Source organism: Limnobaculum allomyrinae, assembly GCF_016649425.1.
GTDB lineage: Bacteria > Pseudomonadota > Gammaproteobacteria > Enterobacterales > Enterobacteriaceae > Limnobaculum > Limnobaculum allomyrinae.
Genome location: NZ_JADRCR010000001.1, coordinates 12220 through 33018 on the forward strand (window position 1 = coordinate 12220; position 20799 = coordinate 33018).

General features: G+C 45.9%; 15 protein-coding genes. 9 read left to right on the top strand and 6 right to left on the bottom strand.

Annotation, left to right across the window (positions count from 1 at the left end; all coding sequences use genetic code 11):
- Positions 1 to 27: 27 nt before the first annotated feature.
- A complete protein-coding gene (mfd, locus tag I2494_RS00070; protein WP_218465972.1) occupies positions 28 to 3477 on the bottom strand; it encodes a transcription-repair coupling factor in 3450 nt (1149 codons plus the stop codon).
- Between the two features lie 420 nt (positions 3478 to 3897).
- On the opposite strand from mfd, the gene lolC reads away from it, so the two are divergent.
- The 6 genes from lolC (at position 3898) to I2494_RS00100 (ending at position 9445) form a co-directional block, all read left to right on the top strand.
- Positions 3898 to 5100, top strand: a complete 1203-nt coding sequence (lolC, locus tag I2494_RS00075) for a lipoprotein-releasing ABC transporter permease subunit LolC (protein WP_218465971.1) — start codon at positions 3898 to 3900, stop codon at positions 5098 to 5100.
- The gene (lolD, locus tag I2494_RS00080) at positions 5093 to 5797 is read left to right on the top strand and encodes a lipoprotein-releasing ABC transporter ATP-binding protein LolD (protein WP_130591099.1); all 705 of its coding nucleotides are present in this window, start codon (positions 5093 to 5095) and stop codon (positions 5795 to 5797) included. The genes lolC and lolD overlap by 8 nt, the downstream gene beginning before the upstream one ends.
- On the top strand, positions 5797 to 7050 hold the full coding sequence (gene lolE, locus I2494_RS00085) for a lipoprotein-releasing ABC transporter permease subunit LolE (protein WP_218465970.1): 1254 nt from the start codon (positions 5797 to 5799) through the stop codon (positions 7048 to 7050). Before lolD ends, lolE begins: the two co-directional genes overlap by 1 nt.
- Positions 7051 to 7087: 37 nt before the next feature.
- Positions 7088 to 7999: an N-acetylglucosamine kinase gene (nagK, locus tag I2494_RS00090; RefSeq protein WP_218465969.1), complete on the top strand. Its 912-nt coding sequence runs from the start codon at positions 7088 to 7090 to the stop codon at positions 7997 to 7999.
- Between the two features lie 28 nt (positions 8000 to 8027).
- A complete protein-coding gene (gene cobB, locus I2494_RS00095) occupies positions 8028 to 8876 on the top strand; it encodes a Sir2 family NAD+-dependent deacetylase (protein ID WP_218465968.1) in 849 nt (282 codons plus the stop codon).
- Between the two features lie 113 nt (positions 8877 to 8989).
- A complete protein-coding gene (locus I2494_RS00100) occupies positions 8990 to 9445 on the top strand; it encodes a GNAT family N-acetyltransferase (RefSeq protein WP_218465967.1) in 456 nt (151 codons plus the stop codon).
- 1017 nt (positions 9446 to 10462) lie between these two features.
- Here I2494_RS00100 and I2494_RS00105 read toward each other — a convergent pair.
- From I2494_RS00105 to potA, 5 genes are all read right to left on the bottom strand, one after another.
- Positions 10463 to 11704, bottom strand: coding sequence for a Zn-dependent hydrolase (locus I2494_RS00105; RefSeq protein WP_218465966.1), 1242 nt, complete (start codon positions 11702 to 11704; stop codon positions 10463 to 10465).
- Between the two features lie 336 nt (positions 11705 to 12040).
- Positions 12041 to 13081 carry a spermidine/putrescine ABC transporter substrate-binding protein PotD gene (gene potD, locus I2494_RS00110; RefSeq protein ID WP_218465965.1) on the bottom strand — a complete coding sequence of 347 codons (1041 nt, stop codon included), beginning with the start codon at positions 13079 to 13081 and terminating at the stop codon, positions 12041 to 12043.
- A gap of 66 nt (positions 13082 to 13147) precedes the next feature.
- Positions 13148 to 13924, bottom strand: coding sequence for a spermidine/putrescine ABC transporter permease PotC (gene potC / locus I2494_RS00115; protein WP_218465964.1), 777 nt, complete (start codon positions 13922 to 13924; stop codon positions 13148 to 13150).
- Positions 13921 to 14796 carry a spermidine/putrescine ABC transporter permease PotB gene (potB, locus tag I2494_RS00120; RefSeq protein WP_218465963.1) on the bottom strand — a complete coding sequence of 292 codons (876 nt, stop codon included), beginning with the start codon at positions 14794 to 14796 and terminating at the stop codon, positions 13921 to 13923. The genes potC and potB overlap by 4 nt, the downstream gene beginning before the upstream one ends.
- The gene (gene potA, locus I2494_RS00125) at positions 14780 to 15895 is read right to left on the bottom strand and encodes a spermidine/putrescine ABC transporter ATP-binding protein PotA (protein ID WP_218465962.1); all 1116 of its coding nucleotides are present in this window, start codon (positions 15893 to 15895) and stop codon (positions 14780 to 14782) included. Before potA ends, potB begins: the two co-directional genes overlap by 17 nt.
- Positions 15896 to 16288: 393 nt before the next feature.
- Here potA and pepT point away from each other — a divergent pair, with 393 nt between their 5' ends.
- From pepT to dppB, 3 genes are all read left to right on the top strand, one after another.
- Positions 16289 to 17530 (top strand): peptidase T, encoded by a 1242-nt coding sequence (gene pepT, locus I2494_RS00130; protein ID WP_218465961.1) that lies wholly within the window; start codon positions 16289 to 16291, stop codon positions 17528 to 17530.
- 521 nt (positions 17531 to 18051) lie between these two features.
- A complete protein-coding gene (dppA, locus tag I2494_RS00135; protein WP_218465960.1) occupies positions 18052 to 19644 on the top strand; it encodes a dipeptide ABC transporter periplasmic-binding protein DppA in 1593 nt (530 codons plus the stop codon).
- 125 nt (positions 19645 to 19769) lie between these two features.
- Positions 19770 to 20789, top strand: a complete 1020-nt coding sequence (gene dppB / locus I2494_RS00140) for a dipeptide ABC transporter permease DppB (protein WP_218465959.1) — start codon at positions 19770 to 19772, stop codon at positions 20787 to 20789.
- Positions 20790 to 20799: the final 10 nt, after the last annotated feature.

Below are 20799 nucleotides of genomic sequence, written 5' to 3' on the forward strand. Positions count from 1 at the left end.
AACTATCCCGATATCAGAACTGGTTAACTAAGATGCCAATCGGTGTTGTTCAAAATTTCCCAACAATTCAGTGATAAATTCCAACCGTTTTATTCTGTCGGTTAAATCGATATTAAACTTCAGTTTGGTTGGGCCATCCAGACGGTAGCGCTGAGGTTGTTTCTGCAACAGGCCAATCAGATAGCTTGGATCAACATGGTTGCGTTCACTGAATTCAATAAATCCGCCTTTTTCATTGCCTTCAATACGCTTAATTCCCAGCTTTTTAGCGCGTTGGCGTATAGCTGCGGTTTGTAACAGATTACGGGTCGCATCAGGTAACAGGCCAAAACGGTCAATCAGTTCGATTTTTAGTTCGTCCAGATCGTCTTCAGTCATTGCGCTGGCAATACGTTTGTAGAATGACAGGCGAGTGTTCACATCTGGCATATAGTCATCTGGCAACAGCGCCGGGACTCGTAGTTCTACATCGGTCTGGCTTTGAGTCAGATCTTCTAATGACGGTTCGCGGCCATCTTTCAGTGCGTCTACTGCGCTTTCCAGAAGCTCCATGTACAGAGAGAAACCGATAGTGGTGATTTGACCACTTTGATCTTCTCCTAATAGCTCACCGGCACCACGAATCTCCAAATCGTGTGTTGCTAACGCAAAACCAGCCCCTAAATCTTCCAGTGAAGCCACGGCTTCCAGACGCTTAACCGCATCGGTAGTCATAACTTTTGGATGTGGTGTGAGCAGATAGGCGTAAGCCTGATGATGAGAACGACCCACACGTCCACGTAATTGGTGAAGTTGCGCCAGACCAAAACGGTCAGCACGTTCAATAATGATGGTATTGGCATTGGGAATATCAATACCGGTTTCAATAATGGTAGTACACACCAGAACGTTAAAACGCTGATGATGGAAGTCTGACATGACGCGTTCCAGATCCCGCTCATGCATTTGGCCGTGGCCGATAGTAATACGAGCTTCTGGTACTAGCTGAGTCAGATGTTCTGCTGCTTTATTAATGCTGGCCACGTCATTATAGAGATAATAGACCTGTCCGCCACGTAACACTTCCCGCAAAATAGCTTCGCGAATAATCAGGTCATCATACTCGCGGACAAAGGTTTTTACCGCTAAACGACGAGCTGGTGGTGTGGCAATAATCGACAGATCGCGCATACCGCTCATGGCCATATTTAACGTACGTGGAATAGGGGTAGCGGTTAATGTCAGAATATCCACATTGGCACGCATTGCCTTAATGCGTTCTTTCTGACGGACACCAAAGCGGTGCTCTTCATCGACAATCAGTAAGCCTAAATCTTTCCAGCGCAGATCGCTTTGGAGTAATTTGTGGGTACCAATCAGAATATCAATCTTACCTTCGACGGCAGCCTCTAAAATTTGCTGCTGTTCTTTAGCCGTTCTGAAACGCGACATCACCTCAATGCGTACCGGCCAGTTGGCAAAACGATCGCGAAAGTTATCATAATGCTGTTGGGCTAACAGCGTAGTGGGTACCAGAATAGCAACTTGCTTATTGTTCATAACCGCAAGGAATGCGGCGCGCATTGCTACTTCGGTTTTACCAAAGCCAACATCACCGCATACCAAACGATCCATGGCATTAGCACGGCACATATCGCCTAATACGGCGCCAATGGCATTGGTTTGGTCTGGCGTTGGTTCATAAGGGAATGATTCACAGAATTGCTGATACTGTTCACGATCCTGTTTGAAAGCGAATCCCGGCTTGGCTTCACGACGGGCATAAATATCCAGTAGTTCTGCCGCCACATCACGTACTTTTTCTGCCGCTTTTTGCCGCGCTTTGCTCCAGGCTTCACCACCCAGTTTATGCAACGGCGCATTTTCTTCGGCACCGCCGGAATAACGACTGATAAGATGCAAAGAAGAGACTGGAACGTACAGCTTGTCTTCACCGGCATAAGTCAGAATTAAATATTCAGCTTTAATACCACCAGCTTCTAATGTGGTCAGCCCCGCGTAGCGGCCAACGCCGTGTTCAAGATGAACGACCGGCTGTCCCGGGCGAAGTTCCGCCAGATTACGCACCAGTGTATCGGTATTAATTGTCCGTCGATTATCCTGACGGCGAGTCATAATGCGCTCGCCTAACAGGTCGCTTTCACATATGACGGCAAGCTGGTTGTTATTATCAAGAAAACCGTGTTCACAGCCGCCAATCATCAGATATTGGCCGGGCTGTTGTGCCTGGGTTAGTTCATCTATTAACACAGGGCGTAACTTGATGCGCGCTAACAGTTCCTGCAATGTCTCTCTGCGACCTTCACTCTCCACCGAGAACACAACTTGCCCTTCAAAAGACTCAATAAAGCGACGCAGATTATCTAACGGTGACTTATTCTGATGTTGAACGGCAATATCCGGTAGCGGCTGATAGTCCAGATTCAGGCTGCCTGCTTTTTTACTAACGCTTTCATGGTCAAGCTGAATACGCGGCCACTGTTTTAATTCAGCAAATAGTTGGTCAACGCGTAACCACAAGTTGTCCGGAGACAGAAGAGGGCGCATAGGATCAACGCGACGGTTATCAAAACGCTGTGAAGCATCCGCCCAGAAACGTTCAGCGGCTTGTTCAATATTTCCCAGACTCACCAGCAGGGTATTCTCTGGTAAATAGCTAAACAAAGCCGGAAGAGGTTGACTAAAAAATAGTGGTTGCCAGTATTCGATACCGGCGGGCCAGACACCTTTAGAGACTTGCTGATAAACATGTTCCGGGTCACGTCGTACTTCAAATTGCTCACGCCACTGACTACGAAATAACTCAATAGCATTTTTATCCGTTGGGAACTCATGGGCCGGAAGGAGATTAATATGCTCCACTTCATTCAGGGTGCGCTGAGTGTCTACATCAAACAGGCGGATACTGTCGATCTCATCATCAAAGAAGTCCAGTCGATAAGGCTCTTCACTTCCCATAGGAAAGAGATCCAACAGGGCGCCACGGGTAGCAAACTCACCGTGTTCCAACACCTGATCCACCGAGCGGTATCCAGCCTGTTCAAGTTGTGCTCGCAGATTATCCCGCGACAGACGATCGCCTTTTTTCGCCACCAGTGCGTGCCCCATCAAAAATGAATGAGGACAAACTTTCTGCATCAGGGTATTTACCGGCAGAATCATCACGCCATCGTGCATCTGTGGTAGTTGATACAGGCTGGAGAGACGTGAAGAGACAATTTCCTGATGAGGAGAGAAACTGTCATAAGGCAGCGTTTCCCAATCAGGCAGTGCAGTGACAGGTTTGCGGGTAAACTGACGTAGTTCATCGTTAATACGCAGAGCCTGCTGCATATCCGCAGCAATTAACAGAACCGAACCAGAATGCCGGTTAATAATTTCAGCACTGATAACCGCAATGGAAGAACCGTATAAACGACCGATCTGACGCAGATCACCCGGGCGCTCTGGTAACGTAAAACCATGTTGAAGGGACATTCTGTAATAAAATCTCTTTATCTGGCAGGTTATAAAACCTGCAGGGATGGGCGCTTAAGGCGCTATCCCATACCAATCTGGCTGAGTGTATGTAACGCAGTGCCTCATGGCACAGGTCATGGTGAGATCTATTTTAATCTAATCTATGGGGTGTTGTCCGGTGAAATAAGATTTAAATCTGTGTAAAGGTTCGGGTAACGGGGATTTTTCCATTGGTATATCAATGATAAAATGTGCCCGAAAGAAATATCGGCAGATAAGCGCTTAAAGGTTCCATAAAGTGCCATCAGCCTTTATTATCCCTGAGCGATAATGCAATGAAAGCGTTTCGTCCTAATACGATGATTTTTATTACTGGCTGACTGACTTACCGGGAAAATTTTAAAGGTAAGCGTCCATAAAAAGAGTAAATAGATCTTAATGTATCAACCCGTTGCGTTATTTATAGGTCTGCGCTACATGCGTGGAAGAGCGACAGACCGGTTTAGCCAGTTTGTATCGTGGTTGTCCACCATCGGTATTACCCTCGGTGTGATGGCATTGATTACTGTGTTATCGGTAATGAATGGTTTCGAACAGGAACTGGAAAAAAATATTTTGGGGCTGATGCCACAGGCTCTGGTCACCACTAAGCAGGGGAATATCAATCCTCAGGAGTATCCGGTTGCCCAACTATCATCCTTGCCGGGCATAACACGCATTGTTCCGTTAACCACTGGTGATGTCATTTTACAAAGCGCCAAAGGCCTCTCCGTTGGCGTGATGTTGGGTATCAATAAAGAAGACAATGACCCGCTGGCAGGAGCCGTATATGGTGCCCACGTTTCGCAGTTAGAGCCAGGTAGCTATCGGGCGATTCTCGGTGAGAAGCTGGCAGAGCAGTTGGGCATAAAGCTCGGCGATCAAATCAGAGTCATGGTAACCGGCGCCAGTCAATTTACACCAATGGGGCGCATTCCCAGCCAACGTTTGTTTACCGTTATTGGTACTTTTGCTGCCGGTAGCGAAGTAGATGCCAGCGAATTGCTGGTGAATCAGCAGGATGCTTCCCGCTTAATGCGTTATGCGGTGGGTAATATCAGCGGTTGGCGTTTGTATATGCAAAAACCACTGGATGTGGTTTCTCTTAGCCAACAGCCATTGCCCGAAGGGCTGGTGATGAAAGACTGGCGGGAGCGCAAAGGGGAGCTGTTTCAGGCAGTTCGGATGGAAAAAAACATGATGGGGTTGCTGATTGGCCTGATTATCGCCGTAGCCGCTTTTAATATTGTTACCTCCCTTAGCCTGCTGGTGATGGAGAAGCAGGGGGAAGTCGCTATCCTGAAAACTCAGGGGCTTAAACGCCGCCATATTATGAGCGTGTTTATGGTTCAGGGGGCAACGGCAGGCATTATTGGTGCATTATTGGGCTCATTATTGGGCGTTCTTCTCGCCAGTAACTTGAATTTACTGATGCCGTTTATTGGGCGTTCCTTGTCCGGGGCGGGTTTACCTGTAGTTATCAATTATTCTCAAGTGATTATTATTGCGCTGTTCTCTATGGGACTGGCGCTGCTTTCCACGCTTTACCCTTCCTGGCGGGCCGCCGCCGTACAACCCGCAGAGGCATTACGCTATGAATAAATCTTTGTTACTGCAATGTGTAGACCTTTGCAAAACCTATCAGGAAGGCAAACTGAAAACTGAAGTGTTGAAGAATGTTGCCTTTTCAATGGCTCCAGGTGAGCTGATGGCGATTGTCGGTAGCTCTGGCTCGGGTAAAAGTACGCTATTGCATCTGCTGGGCGGATTGGATGCCCCAACCTCCGGTGATGTGATATTTAAAGACCGCTCTTTAAGTTCTATGAGTTCAACGGCCAAAGCTGAACTGCGTAATACACAACTGGGTTTCATCTATCAGTTTCACCATTTGTTACCAGATTTTACCGCTCTGGAAAATGCGGCTATGCCATTGATGATTGGTCAGGTGAAACCTTCCGAAGCTGAAGATCGTGCCAGAGCTATGTTGGCGGCGGTTGGATTGGAAAAACGAGCGGCACACCGTCCATCGGAGCTTTCCGGTGGGGAACGCCAACGTGTGGCGATTGCCCGGGCACTGGTTAACAATCCGGCACTGGTACTGGCGGATGAACCTACAGGTAATCTCGACCAACGTACTGCCGACAGTATTTTTGAACTGTTAGGAAACCTGAATCGCCAGCAGGGCACGGCGTTTCTGGTAGTCACTCATGACTTGAAACTGGCTCGTCGCCTCGATCGTCAGCTTGAAATGCGTGACGGCCACCTGAGTCAGCAGTCAATGATGCTGGAGGCTGAGTAATGTCTGCGGCGCCTTTATCGTTAAAGATCGCACTTCGTTTTAGCCGTGGGCGACGCCGTAGTGGGATGGTATCACTGATATCCATCATTTCGACTATTGGTATTGCGTTGGGTGTAGCGGTATTGATTATTGGCTTGAGCGCCATGAACGGTTTTGAACGTGAGCTGAAAAATCGCATTCTGGCGGTAGTTCCTCATGGTGAAATTGAGGCTGTTGATCAGCCATTTAATGACTGGCCTGCTGCATTAAAAAAGGTTGAGCAGACGGACGGTGTAGCTGCGGCAGCGCCTTTTATTTCATTTACTGGTCTGGTGGAAAGCGGGACTCAATTGCGTGCGATTCAGGTTCGTGGTGTTGAACCGGATCAGGAAGAAAAGCTCAGTGCTTTGCCGCAATTTGTGCAGAATAACGCCTGGAAAGCGTTTAAAGCCGGTGAGCAACAGCTGATTTTAGGTAAAGGCATTGCTGATGAGCTAAATGTAAAGCAAGGGGATTGGGTGACAGTAATGATCCCAAGCAGTGACCCAAGCGGTGAGATGAAAATTGGTCAGCCGCAGCGCATTCGACTGCATATTGCGGGCATTTTACAACTGAGTGGAATGCTCGATCACAGCTTTGGAATGGTGCCTTTAAGTGATGCTCAGCAATATCTGGAGATGGGAAATAGTGTTACAGGCATTGCGTTTAAAGCGAATGATGTTTTTACTGCCAATGTGGTCTCTAAGCGTGCGGTAGAAGCGACGGGTAAATATGCCTATTACCGCAGTTGGATTTCGACCTATGGTTATATGTACCGCGATATTCAACTGGTTCGCAGCATTATGTATCTGGCGATGATTCTGGTAATTGGTGTTGCCTGCTTCAATATTGTTTCAACGCTGGTGATGGCAGTAAAAGATAAAAGCTCAGATATTGCTGTGTTGCGAACCCTGGGTGCGAAAGACCGGCTGATTCGTTCGGTGTTTATCTGGTACGGTTTAATGGCGGGCTTGATTGGGAGTATTAGTGGTGTAGTAGTCGGTGTGATCGTATCCATGCAGCTCACTAATATTATAAAGATGATAGAAAACATGATTGGGCACCATTTCTTATCGGGTGGCGTCTATTTTATTGATTTCTTGCCATCTGAATTGCATTGGCTTGATGTGATTAGCGTACTGGTCACTTCGATTATTCTGAGTCTGATAGCCAGCTGGTATCCAGCCCGACGCGCAAGCCGCATTGATCCTGCACGCGTACTGAGCGGACAGTAACCGCTATTATTACCTGAGAAGCGATAAGGGAAGGAATATGTACTACGGTTTTGATATGGGCGGTACCAAAATAGAGTTCGGTGCTTTTGATGAACAACATCATCGTCTGATTCAAAAACGGGTTCCCACTCCTCGTGATGATTATCCGGCCTTATTGAAGGTATTATCAGAGTTGGTTCTCGAGGCAGATAGTCAATTAGGATGCCAGGGCAAAGTAGGTATTGGTATTCCCGGTATGCCCGATGGGGAAACAGGAAAGTTATTTACTGCAAATGTTCCCGCCGCAATGGGTAAACCATTGGCTACGGATTTAGCCACTTTAATTCAACGTCCGGTACGAATAGACAATGATGCCAACTGTTTTGCCCTGTCAGAAGCCTGGGATGGTGAGTTCCGTCAATATGCCAGCGTATTAGGGATTATTCTGGGTACCGGCGTTGGTGGTGGTATTGTTATTAATGGAAAAACCTTTAGCGGTCGCCACTATATTGCCGGTGAATTTGGCCATTTAAGATTGCCGGTTGATGCGCTGGAAGTACTTGGCAGAGATATACCTCGGGTAGCCTGCGGCTGTGGGCATGCAGGTTGTATTGAGAACTATATTTCTGGTCGGGGTTTTGAATGGGTGTACCAGCATTTTTTTGGGAAGGCATTATCAGCTCAGCAAATTATTCAGCACTATCGTGCTGGAGAGGCGAAGGCGGTTGAACACGTTGAGCGTTTCTTAGATTTATTGGCGGTTTGTCTGGCCAATATTTTTACCGTTCTCGATCCACATCTGGTGGTGATTGGCGGTGGATTATCCAACTTTGATGAGATGTATCCTTTGTTACCAGAGCGAATTAAGCCACACTTATTAAGCGTGGCAACAGTACCTCGCATCGAAAAAGCTCGCTGGGGCGATTCTGGCGGTGTTCGTGGTGCCGCGTTTTTAAATTTATTGGATTAAATCCGGGTAATAAAAGGAGTTTGTAGCAATGCGAGTTCATCGCCGTTTGTTTCGTTCGAGAGTGAAACATATACGACATCAGCGCCATCGTATGCGTTATTATCACAGCGTATTGTGTTCAGCCTGTGAAGAGGTGAAAGCCAGCCAAAATCCATCGGTAGTGGTATTAACCGGTGCCGGTATTTCTGCTGAATCCGGAATCCGTACTTTCCGGGCATCAGATGGATTATGGGAAGAGCATCGCATTGAAGATGTCGCAACTCCGGAAGGTTTTGAAGCCAATCCTGAATTGGTTCAGACATTCTATAACGCCCGCCGCCGCCAATTGCTCAATCCTGAAATTCAACCCAATGAAGCGCATAAAGCACTGGCTAAATTGGAAGACTCATTAGGTAATAATTTTCTGCTGATTACGCAAAACGTCGATAACTTACATGAACGTGCCGGTAATATGCGAATTATCCATATGCACGGTGAGTTAATGAAAGTTCGTTGTACTAAGTCGGGCAAAGTTAGCGAGTGGAAAGGGGATTTGTCAGTTAACGACCGCTGTGACTGTTGCCAGCCTCCGCAACCGATGCGTCCGCATATTGTCTGGTTTGGTGAAATGCCGTTTGAAATGGATAAAATCAATCAGGCTATTGCAGAAGCAGATTACTTTATTGCCATTGGCACGTCGGGGCACGTTTATCCTGCCGCCGGGTTTGTACGCAGTGCCCGTTTATATGGTGCCCATACTGTAGAGCTGAATCTGGAAGAGAGTCAGGTTGGCAGTAGCTTTACAGAAAAACACTATGGTTTAGCCAGTGAAGTGGTACCGAAATATATTCAGGATACGTTTCTGAACATGCTTACAACTGATTGTGTAAAGAAATAATAATAGTAGATGGTTAATAAATAAGGGGATTATTTATTAACCATAAAATCTTAATTATTTGATATACCCGATCATCTTTAACTAAAAAAAATCAATTACAAAGGCAAGACGCGATGAACAATAACCTGATATTTCCGGTTACTGCATCAGAGTATCCGGAAGTCACCGAACTATGGGAACGCTCTGTCAGAGCCACTCATGATTTTTTACCGGAAGAGGATATTCAGTTCTTTCGCCCGCTGATATTGAATGAATTTCTTCCGATGGTAACGCTGTTTTGCACCAAAACTATGCAGAGCCGCATCAGCGGATTTATTGGCATAGCGGAAGATAAAGTTGAAATGTTGTTTATCGATCCTGACTATCGTGGACAGGGATTGGGCAAACGGTTATTAAACTATGCCATTGCTCAGAAACATATCACTCAAGTAGACGTGAACGAACAAAACCCACAGGCAGTGGGTTTCTATCTTAATTGTGGATTTGAGGTAGCGGGGCGCTCTGAACTGGATGGTATGGGGAAGGCATATCCGATATTGCGGTTGAGGTTGAAGAAAACTGCGTTATAAGTAGGGCATTTAGAACAGAGTAAGTTTCGTCCACTAATAGAACAGAATCTGTCTGAGCATTTGTGCGAGTGGACGAGCAGGAGGCGTTAAGGCGAACGCCTCCTGCACCTCCGCGCCTTCGCACACGAATTCAGGTCGCTACGCGACTCCCTTCCTTCTTCGTTCGGCCTCAACGCACCGGCACTGATTCGTTCCCGGCGAAGCAGTGCCTCGACTGGCATTCATGCCAGCCGTGCTGGCCTCTCTCAGTCGTCAGCTGAATTCCAGTGCTCTTAAAGGTCAACAGAAGAAGGTCAAAGGATTGTTTAGTATTCAGGGCGTTGCCCTGAATATTTTTTCTTTTTTAGCTATAGCAAATCGTTGGGAGAGGCCGCCGTTGGGGTCGTAGCAGCTTTAGCTGCCGGAGCGCCCCTAGGGGGACTAGGCCCAACGCGCTCCAGGCTGAAGTACTGATGGTCTTCCGGCCTGGCACACCGGTAATATAAGCACATTGCTATTACGGCCGGAATGTCCTCACGGGGTGATTTTAATTAAGCGGGCAAGCCCAGCGCTTACCGGGCTGAAGTACTGATGGTCTTCCGGCCGGGCACATCGGCAATATAAGCACATTGCCATTACGGCCGGAATGTCTTCACAGGGCGATTTTAATTAAGCGGGCAAGCCCGGCACTTACCGGGCTGAAGTACTGATGGTCTTCCGGCCGGGCACACCGACAATATAAGCACATCGCCATTACGGCCGGAATGTCCTCACAGGGCGATTTTAATTAAGCGGGCAAGTCCGGCGCTTACCGGGCTTAAGTACTGATGGTCTTCCGGCCGGGCACATCGGCAATATAAGCACATTGCCATTATGGCCGGAATGTCCTCACAGGGCGATTTTAATTGAGCGGGCAAGCCCGGCGCTTACCGGGCTTAAGTACTGATGGTCTTCCGGCCGGGCACATCGGCAATATAAGCACATTGCCATTACGGCCGGAATATTCTTTAAAGCCAATTTAAAAGCTCTTGTCAAATATCAAGCGTCCGCTAACTCGCCCATCGCCTGCCGCAGAATTTCCGCTGCCAGAATCACATCCTCAAACTCACTATACTCATCCGGATGATGGCTCACGCCTTCTTTTGAAGGAATAAACAACATACCTGCCGGGAAGTCTTGCGCCATATACATGGTGTCATGACCTGCGCCGCTCATCATGGTAACGTAAGGAACACTGTGTTCCTGACAAATACGCTCCAGACGTTGCACAATCTCATCTTTCATCAACACCGGCATATCATTCGCCAGCTCAGAAACGTGAATCACTACATCCTGTGCTGCTTTAGCATGCTCTACGGATGAGAGAAATTTAGCCACTACGCGGTTTACACTGGCTTTATCGACGCCACGAATGTCCACATAGAAAGTCACATCACCAGGAATCACGTTAATCGCATTAGGCGTCACGTCAAGGCGGCCAACCGTTCCCACGGTGCCATACGCTGACTCATAACAGGCGGCGGTGTTGATATCGGTAATAATCGCGGAGCTGGCTACTAACGCATCATGACGTTGAGACATGGGGGTTGCGCCTGAGTGGTCTGCATGACCGTGAACTTCAACGCGATAGCGACACGGAGCCGCAATACCGTTAACCACACCAATACGCTTATGTTGATGTTCCAACACTTTGCCTTGCTCAATGTGGGTTTCGATAAAAGCATCGAAATAATTCGCGGGCAGGCGGCACTCATCCAGTTTCTGGCTCTGATAACCGCAGTTATCTAACACCTGAAAAATATTATTTCCTTCACTGTCGGTATTTTTTGCCCACTTATCAAAGTCGGCCTGACCTGCCATGACTTTACTGGCCATACAGGCAAAACCGAAACGGCTGGACTCTTCTGCACGGAAGATCACCAACTCAAGGGAGCGTTTTAATTGTTGAGGTTTAAACTGGGAGATAGCGTACAGGCCAGCAATAACGCCGATAACACCATCATAAGCTCCGCCCTGAGGTACTGAGTCAATGTGAGAGCCGGTACCGATAGCCGGTAGTTCCGGATTTTTACCCGGCAGGCGAGCGAAAATATTTCCCATCATATCCTGACGTACTTGCAGCCCCATTTGCTGCATTTTCTCGATCATCATTTTATGGGCCTGCTCGTCTTCTTTTGAGTAGGCCAGACGGGTAATTCCGGGTGTTGAATCATTAACGCTGAAGGCAGTAATTTGTTCAAAAAGGTCGAGAGCTGATTGCTTTGTTAGTGCTTGAACCATTCCAGTTATCCTCTTGTCATCCTCAAATTTCAGGATGTTTAGTATTGCGATGAGTGTTTATTCTTTATATCAGTAAACCATGAAATAAATAAACCCACGCATGTGAAACAATATGATTAACGGTAACAATATGCCCGATCATCATAACAAGGGATAATTTAGACTTCAGTCTAATTTCAGCATTGACTTGATATACATCATATCCGCCTTACATAGAGCAGTAAGACGAGCAGAAATGAAAGGGTGGTAACAGATAAAAAAATACCGGAGAAAACGATATAACGCATTCTCCGGCACTGTTATTTAACCTGTGTTGCGATAATAAAATAACGTTTATCAACCGCCTGCTTTCAGGTTCTGGAATAGTGTTTCATACAATAAACCAGACTCACCGACAGAACCTTGCCATTGGCCGTTTTTAAGCGTTTCTTCATCAGGGTACAAAGATTTATCTTCTGTTAGTGACTTAGGTAATAGCTTTCTGGCTTCAATGTTTGGCGTTGGATAACCAATTTCATTGGCAATTTTAGCTGCAACTTCAGGGCGTAACAGGTAATCAATTAATTTCAGTGCGCCTTCAACGTTCTTGGCGTTTGATGGAATAGCCATACTATCCATCCAGAAAATGGCACCTTCTTTAGGCCAGATAAACTGAAGGTGAACGCCTTCCTGACGAGCCATATAAGAAGAACCGTTCCACAGCATGCCAATATCAATATCCCCTTCAATATAAGGGTTGGCTGGTGCATCGGAGTTGAATACCACCACATTAGGCATTAGCTTACGTAATTCTTCGTAGGCTTCCTGAATTTGCTTAGGATCGGTAGTGTTAATGGAATAACCGAGTTTTTGTAAAGCAATTGGGAACACTTCACGGGCATCGTCCAGAATCAGAATGCGATCTTTAAAACGTGGGCTCCACAAATCAGCCCAACTGGTCACGGTTTTAGGATCGATAACATCGGTATTTACCGCGATAGCCGTAGCGCCCCAGGTATAGGGAATAGACCATTCGTTGGTTGGATCAAAAGGTTTTGACTGTAATGCCGGATCAATATTTTTGAAATTTTTCAGTTTGCTGGTATCGATCTTTTGAATCATACCTTCATCACGCATACGAGCAACGAAATACGCGGAAGGTACCACTAAATCGTAAGCACCATCTTTGTAAGTTTTTAGCTTGGTATACATGGTATCGATCGACTCAAATGATGAGTTGATCACTTTAATACCGGTCTCTTTGGTGAAATCATCCATTAATCCCGGAGGAACATATTCAGACCAGTTATAGAAATAAACGACATCTTTATCGGCTTGTGCAGCACCGATAGAGAGCAGCATGGCTCCTGCAGCCAGCAGATGAGACCACTTTTTCATTCAGCGTATCTCCTTAAAAGGGAGCGGTTGGAGATTAAACGCCGGAGCAGGGCCCCGGCGACAAACTTATTTGGTATTGCGATCGCGCATAACCAGTTGGCTGGCCAGCACCATGAACAGCGAGAACACCAGCATGATAGTGGCTAACGCGTTCACTTCCGGAGACATACCTACTTTCACCATTGAGTAAATCTTCAACGGTAGGATTTCATAGGATGGCCCGGTCACAAATGAGGAGACCACAACGTCATCCATTGATAACGTAAAGCTCAGTAACCAACCGGCTACCACGGCAGGCATAGCGATAGGTAATACGATTTTACGCATAATGGTGAACTCTGTAGCACCCAGATCGCGAGCTGCTTCTAACATTCTGACGTCAAAACCTTTCAGACGAGAATAAACGGTAATTACCACGAAAGGCAGACAGAAAGTGATATGAGCCAGCATCAGTGACCAGAAGCCCAGCGATAACCCCAACAGCATATACAATGCCAACAGCGAAATTGCCATCACGATATCCGGCGACATCATCACCACAAATAGCATGCCACTGACAAAGTGCTTACCGCGGAACTGATAGCGATATAACGCTACTGCCGTCAGTGAGCCAATCAGGGTGGCAAAGGTGGCAGAGAAAGTCGCAATCACTACTGAGTGACCGGCAGCCTGTAACAGACTGTCGTTGTTCATCAGGATTTCATACCACTGGGTAGTAAATCCTTTCCAGGTCACGCCATACTTCGCGGAGTTAAAGGAGTTAACGATCAGAATACCGATCGGAATATACAAAAAGGCATAAACGGCGGTCATAAAGCCGCCACGGAAAAGGCGTCCAATCATTCCAGTTCATCCTTCCGGTTAAGTAACTTAGCTACGCGGTAATAGAAATACAGCATCAGACCCATCAAAATGGTTAAGCTAATACTGGTTGCTGCACCGAATGGCCAGTCGCGCAATCTCAGGAACTGGTTCTTTATTACGTTACCGACGAGTAAGTTCTTCGCACCACCTAACAGGTCTGCAATATAGAACATGCCCATTGCCGGCAGTAAAACCAGTAAACAACCGGCAATAATTCCCGGCATGGTTAATGGAATAATCACGCGTACAAAGGTTTGAACCTTTTTCGCACCCAAGTCACGGGCTGCCTCAATATAGTTTTTATCCAGTTTTTCAATGCTGGAATAGAGAGGAAGCACCATAAACGGCAGCAAAATGTATACCAGACCAATGATGACCGCTTCTTGCGAATACATGATACGCAGTGGTTCATCGATTAAACCAATACCTAACAAAATCTGATTCAATATTCCTTTGGTACTGATAAATATTTTCAGACCATAGGTACGAATCAGTGAGTTAGTCCAGAATGGAATAATCAACAGGAATAGCATAATCGGCTGGGCACGTTTAGGCATGCTGGCAATACAGTAAGCAAACGGATAACCGATAATCAAACAGAAGAATGTCGCGATCAGCGCCATATTTAGCGAGTGCAACATCACCTGTAGATACATCGGGTCAAACAGTCGACTGTAATTGTCCAGACTGAATACCAGCGAGATGAGATTCGCATCGTCCCGGGTAAGGAAACTGGTTCCAATAATCATCAGGTTAGGTAAGAAAACAAACAGTACCAACCAGGATACGATGATAGCGATAGAAACCTGTTGAAACAGCTTACGCTGTGACGGCTTATTGTGCGAGTTCATCTGCCAGTACCACCTCCCAGCGTTCAACCCAGGTCACTGCGACTTTGTGGTCCAGTGAGTGATCGACATCAGGATCGTCTTCGTTGAAGAACTCACTGATCATCACCATTTTACCGCTTTCTAACTCAACCACAGATTCCAGCATCATTCCTTTGTAGTTGTGCTCGCGGATATAGCCAACCAGACCATCCACTTTTTCACCGTCTTTCACGGCTACAACAGCAAGGTCTTCAGGACGAAGCAGAACTTTAACTTTATCCCCTGATTGTACATCCAGATCGGTCAGAATACCGCACTCCCGGCCTTCAACATTAGCCCAGACGCGTTTTTCGTCAATACGGTTGATAATTACCGCATCAAATTCGTTGATTTCACCGATAAAGCGAGCAACGAACATATTTTTTGGCTCTTCGTAAATTTCACGAGGAGTACCATCTTGTTCGATTTGACCGTTACGCATAACCACAATACGGTCAGACATAGTCAGGGCTTCTTCTTGATCGTGAGTCACGAACACAAAGGTGATACCCAGTTTGCGTTGTAATGCCTGTAGCTCACTCTGCATCTGTTTACGTAATTTGTAATCCAGTGCGGAGAGTGATTCATCCAGCAGTAAAACTTTTGGTTTATTGACTACGGCACGAGCAATGGCAACGCGCTGTTGTTGACCACCAGAAAGTTGATGAGGTTTACGCTGGGCATAAGAGTCCAGTTGCACCATCTTCAATGCTTCCATTACGCGAGGCGTAATTTGGTCAGCCGGCGTTTTTTGCATACGCAGGCCAAAAGCGACGTTTTCAAAAATCGTCATATGAGGGAATAGCGCATAGCTCTGGAAGACGGTATTCACATGCCGTTGTTCCGCTGGCTGATGCGTAATATCCTGATTAGTCAGTAAAATCTGTCCTTCATCGACGGTTTCTAAACCGGCAATCAGGCGAAGTACTGTGGTTTTTCCGCAGCCGGAAGGGCCCAGGATAGTCAGGAATTCACCATCATTAATCGTTAAATTAAAATGGTTAATGATGTCACGACCGTCGAATGCTTTACGTACGTTTTTAAGTTCGACAACCGGTAAAATAGAGGTGTTATCAGTCATTTAATTTAGTTACTCTATCCCGTGGATTAAGGCAGATAGAACCATCACTGGAAAAGACTGCATGGATAAACATAAGTGTAGCGCAATTGACTTATTCCGCTTATTTCTGCCAATCCAAAACCAGTGACCCCATTCGATTTTTCGAGCGCGGATAATAGACCCTGACGTTAATAAATGAAAGCCTATTTCGGCAATTATTGTCTGTTTTTTTATCAGTAAAATTTTTAATGGTTAACAACGAGTTGCCGAAGAGAAGAAATTGGCATTTGGATGTTATTTTTTTACTGTCTATTTCCTTTAAATATCATGCAAAAACAGGTCTAAAACTGACTTGACGCAATATATTGAACCAAGGGATACGCATAATGAAAGAATATATTTAAGGGGATAAAAATGGACAGACTACTCGATCGCTTTTTTCACTATGTCTCGTTTGATACTCAGTCAAGGCCTAATGCTCGTCAGATTCCAAGTACGGAAGGGCAAACCGTGTTGGCAAAAAACCTGCAAAAGGAATTGATTGAACTGGGATTAACAGATGTTGTGTTAAGTGACAGTGGCTGTCTGATGGCAACGCTGCCTTCTAACGTTGGCTGGTCAGTTCCCACTATTGGTTTTCTTGCCCATATGGATACATCACCAGAAGTTTCAGGCAAAGGTGTAAGACCACAAATCGTAGAAAATTATCGCGGTGGCGATATTGCGCTGGGCATTGGTGATGAAGTGTTGTCTCCCGTGATGTTTCCCATATTACATCAGCTATATGGCCACACGCTGATCACCACCGATGGCAAAACCCTGCTTGGCGCTGATGATAAAGCCGGTATCGCAGAAATTATTACCGCGATAGCACGCCTTAAGGGGAGTAATGTTCCCCATGGCGATATTCGAATTGCATTTACCCCAGATGAAGAGGTGGGGAAAGGCATGAAGAATTTTGATGTTGAACAGTTTGGCGCTAAATGGGCCTATACCGTAGACGGTGGTGGGGTGGGTGAGCTGGAATGTGAAAACTTCAATGCCGCTCAGGCGACGGTCAAAATTGTAGGTAATGCGGTACACATTGGCCGGGCAAAAGGGGTAATGGTTAGTGCACTCTCTCTGGCTGCGCGTTTTCAACAGGCACTTCCCGCTCTGGAGACGCCTGAGCACACCGATGGGCATCAGGGTTTTTTCCACTTAAATGCGATGCGCGGCAGCGTTGATTACGCCGAAATGAGCTACTTAATCCGTGATTTTGAACGTGATGGTTTTGAACGCCGTAAGCGTATGTTGATTGAGGTTGCGCAGCAGGTAGGAGAAGGGTTGCACCGGGACTGTCATATTGAAGTTAACATTAAAGATGTTTATTACAATATGCGTGATGAAGTTGCACGCCATCCTCACGTTATTGATATTGCACGCCAGGCGGTGCTGGATAACCATATTGAGCCAATAATAAATCCTATCCGTGGGGGAACCGATGGGGCAGTGCTTTCTTATATGGGAATTCCTTGCCCGAATATCTTTACCGGTGGCTACAATGCTCATAGTAAACATGAGTTTGTTACGGTTGATGGTATGGAAAAGGCGGTGTCAGTTATTATGCGTATTGCAGAATTAACTGCGGATAAAGCAAAAACGCATACTTTTTGAGTTAAAAAAATTAATCAGGTTGCACCGTAGGTGACGCTGTCACTATTAAGTGCAACCTTTTTTGTTTATTTTCTGAACCAACCGGTTCAGAAAGTGTGATGATATTCAGAGTTTTAAAAGTAATCCTTCCTGCATTACCTAATTCTTATTTTTCTCTTTCTGTGAAAATAGATTACAACGATTTCTCATCTGGTATTTTGAACTAAAAAATAACATTAACGATTTAAAAAACTAAATTTTTATTATTTTTTAGCGTAAAAACACAAAATCACGCCAACTATTCTGATTTAAATTTTATGACTATACTTCATTTGCGTAAATGTTAATGAAATGTATCTTTTATGCGATTTGTTATTTATCTCCATATGGGGTTATGCTGGCAACTGATTGTTTTTTGATCGCCAGATTTAAAAACTATCAATATAAATAATAAATTGCGTTATTAAAATGCAAAGAAACAGCCGTTAACCGGATCGTAAACAAAGCAAGCAAACAACATCCTATTATCGTGGGAGTTAATAATGAAAAAGAAGTTACTTAATCTGAGTATTGGACTGGCTGCGCTGGGTATTGTCGCCGGGGCACAGGCAAATACATTGGTATATTGCTCTGAGGGATCGCCTGAAGGCTTTAGTCCACAACTGTATACCAGTGGTACAACCTTTGATGCCAGCTCGGTACCTATTTATAACCGTTTAGTCGAGTTTAAAATTGGTGGTACAGAAACCATTCCTGGCCTGGCCGAGAAGTGGGATGTGAGCAGCGATGGTAAAACCTATACTTTCCATCTGCGCAAAGGCGTGAAGTTCCACAGCAATAAAGATTTCAAACCAACCCGCGATTTTAATGCGGATGACGTTCTTTTCTCCTTTATGCGCCAAAAAGACGAAAATCATCCATATCACAAAGTGTCAGGCGGCAACTATGCCTACTTTGGCGATATGGGCATGAAGGATCTGATTCAGAGTATTGAGAAGGTAGATGACTATACCGTTAAGATAGTATTAACTCGTCCGGAAGCACCATTTATCGCCGATATCGCGATGGATTTTGCCTCTATCTTCTCTGCAGAATATGCCGATACCATGATGAAAGCGGGCAAGCCAGAACAAGTGGATCTGTCACCTATCGGTACTGGCCCATTCCAGTTGATGCAGTATCAAAAAGATGCCCGCATTCTGTATAAAGCATTCGACCAGTATTGGGGCACTAAGCCAAAAATCGATCGTTTAGTCTTCTCGATTACCCCTGATGCTTCTGTGCGTTATGCAAAAATTCAGAAAAATGAATGTCAGGTAATGCCATATCCAAACCCTGCGGATCTGGAAAAAATGAAGCAGGATAAAGATATCGTTCTGCAACAAAAAGCGGGTCTGAATATCGGCTATCTTTCTTTCAATATGTTAAAACCACCGTTGGATAACCTGAAAGTTCGCCAGGCGTTAACCATGGCGGTGAATAAAAAATCAATTATTGATGCAGTATTCCAGGGGGCTGGTCAGCCAGCGAAAAACCTGATCCCACCGACAATGTGGTCTTATAACGATGACGTAAAAGACTATGAATTCGATCCGGCTAAAGCGAAGGCGCTGCTGAAAGAAGCAGGTTTGCCAGATGGTTTCAGTATCGATCTGTGGGCAATGCCGGTACAGCGTCCTTATAACCCGAATGCGCGCCGTATGGCTGAGATGATTCAATCCGACTGGGCGGCGATCGGTGTGAAAGCCAAGATTGTTACCTATGAGTGGGGCGAGTATCTGAAGCGTACTAAAAATGGTGAACATCAGGCGATGCTGATTGGCTGGACGGGAGATAATGGGGATCCGGATAACTTCTTCGCTACCCTGTTTAGCTGTGATGCCGCTAAAGATGGTTCAAACTATTCTCGCTGGTGCTATAAGCCGTTTGAAGATCTGATTCAGGCTGCCCGCGTTGAATCTGACCATAACAAGCGTATTGAGCTGTATAAGCAAGCTCAGGTAGTGATGCACGATCAGGCTCCGGCACTGATGATTGCACACTCAACTGTGTCTGAACCGGTACGTAAAGAGGTGAAAGGCTACGTGATTGATGGCCGTCGTCACGCTTTTGCTACCGCGTCCGTTGAAAAATAAAAAGTAGTTAACTCTGACCCCGTATCAGTAATTAATGCTGATTCGGGGTCAGTCGACTAAACCTCGTCTCTCTGTAACAGAGCAATAATCTGTCGTAATTATAATAACTACTGAGATACACAATTATGCTTCAATTCATCCTCCGACGTTTCGGATTAATTATTCCAACCTTCATCGGAATTACCTTATTAAGCTTTGCTTTTATTCATGTCATTCCCGGCGATCCGGTAATGATAATGGCTGGCGAGCGGGGTATATCAGCAGAACGTCATGCGCAGATGATGGCTCAACTGGGACTGGATAAGCCGCTGTATGAGCAATACATCACTTATGTGGTTAATTTGTTGCATGGCGACTTAGGGGTATCCATCAATACTAAAATCCCTATTTGGGATGAATTCGTTCCTCGTTTTATGGCGACGTTTGAGCTGGGCTTCTGTGCGATGTTATTCGCTATCGCAGTCGGCATTCCGGTTGGCGTACTGGCCGCGGTAAAACGTGGTTCGGTATTCGATCATGTCTCTGTTAGTCTTGCATTAACCGGTTATTCCATGCCTATTTTCTGGTGGGGAATGATGCTAATTATGCTGGTTTCCGTTCACTTTAATCTGACGCCGGTTTCCGGACGTATCAGTGATTTTATTTTTCTTGATGACAGTAAACCATTAACCGGTTTAATGCTGGTGGATACTTTATTGTATGGGGAACCTGGTGACTTCTGGGATGCGGTTCACCATATTATTCTGCCTGCTCTGGTACTGGGCACTATTCCTTTAGCGGTCATTGTACGTATGACTCGCTCGTCAATGTTGGAAGTGCTGGGGGAAGACTATATTCGTACCGCACGAGCCAAAGGGCTGAGTCGTATTCGGGTGATTGTGGTTCATGCACTGCGTAATGCGCTGTTGCCGGTAATAACTATTATTGGATTACAGATAGGTACGCTGTTGGCGGGTGCAATTTTAACTGAAACTATCTTCTCCTGGCCAGGGCTGGGGCGTTGGTTAATTGATGGTTTACAGCGCCGGGATTACCCGGTGGTACAAGGTGGCGTATTACTGATCGCCATTATGATTATTCTGGTTAACCTGCTGGTAGATATTCTCTACGGCGTGGTAAACCCACGTATTCGGCATAGAAAATAGGAGGCGCATC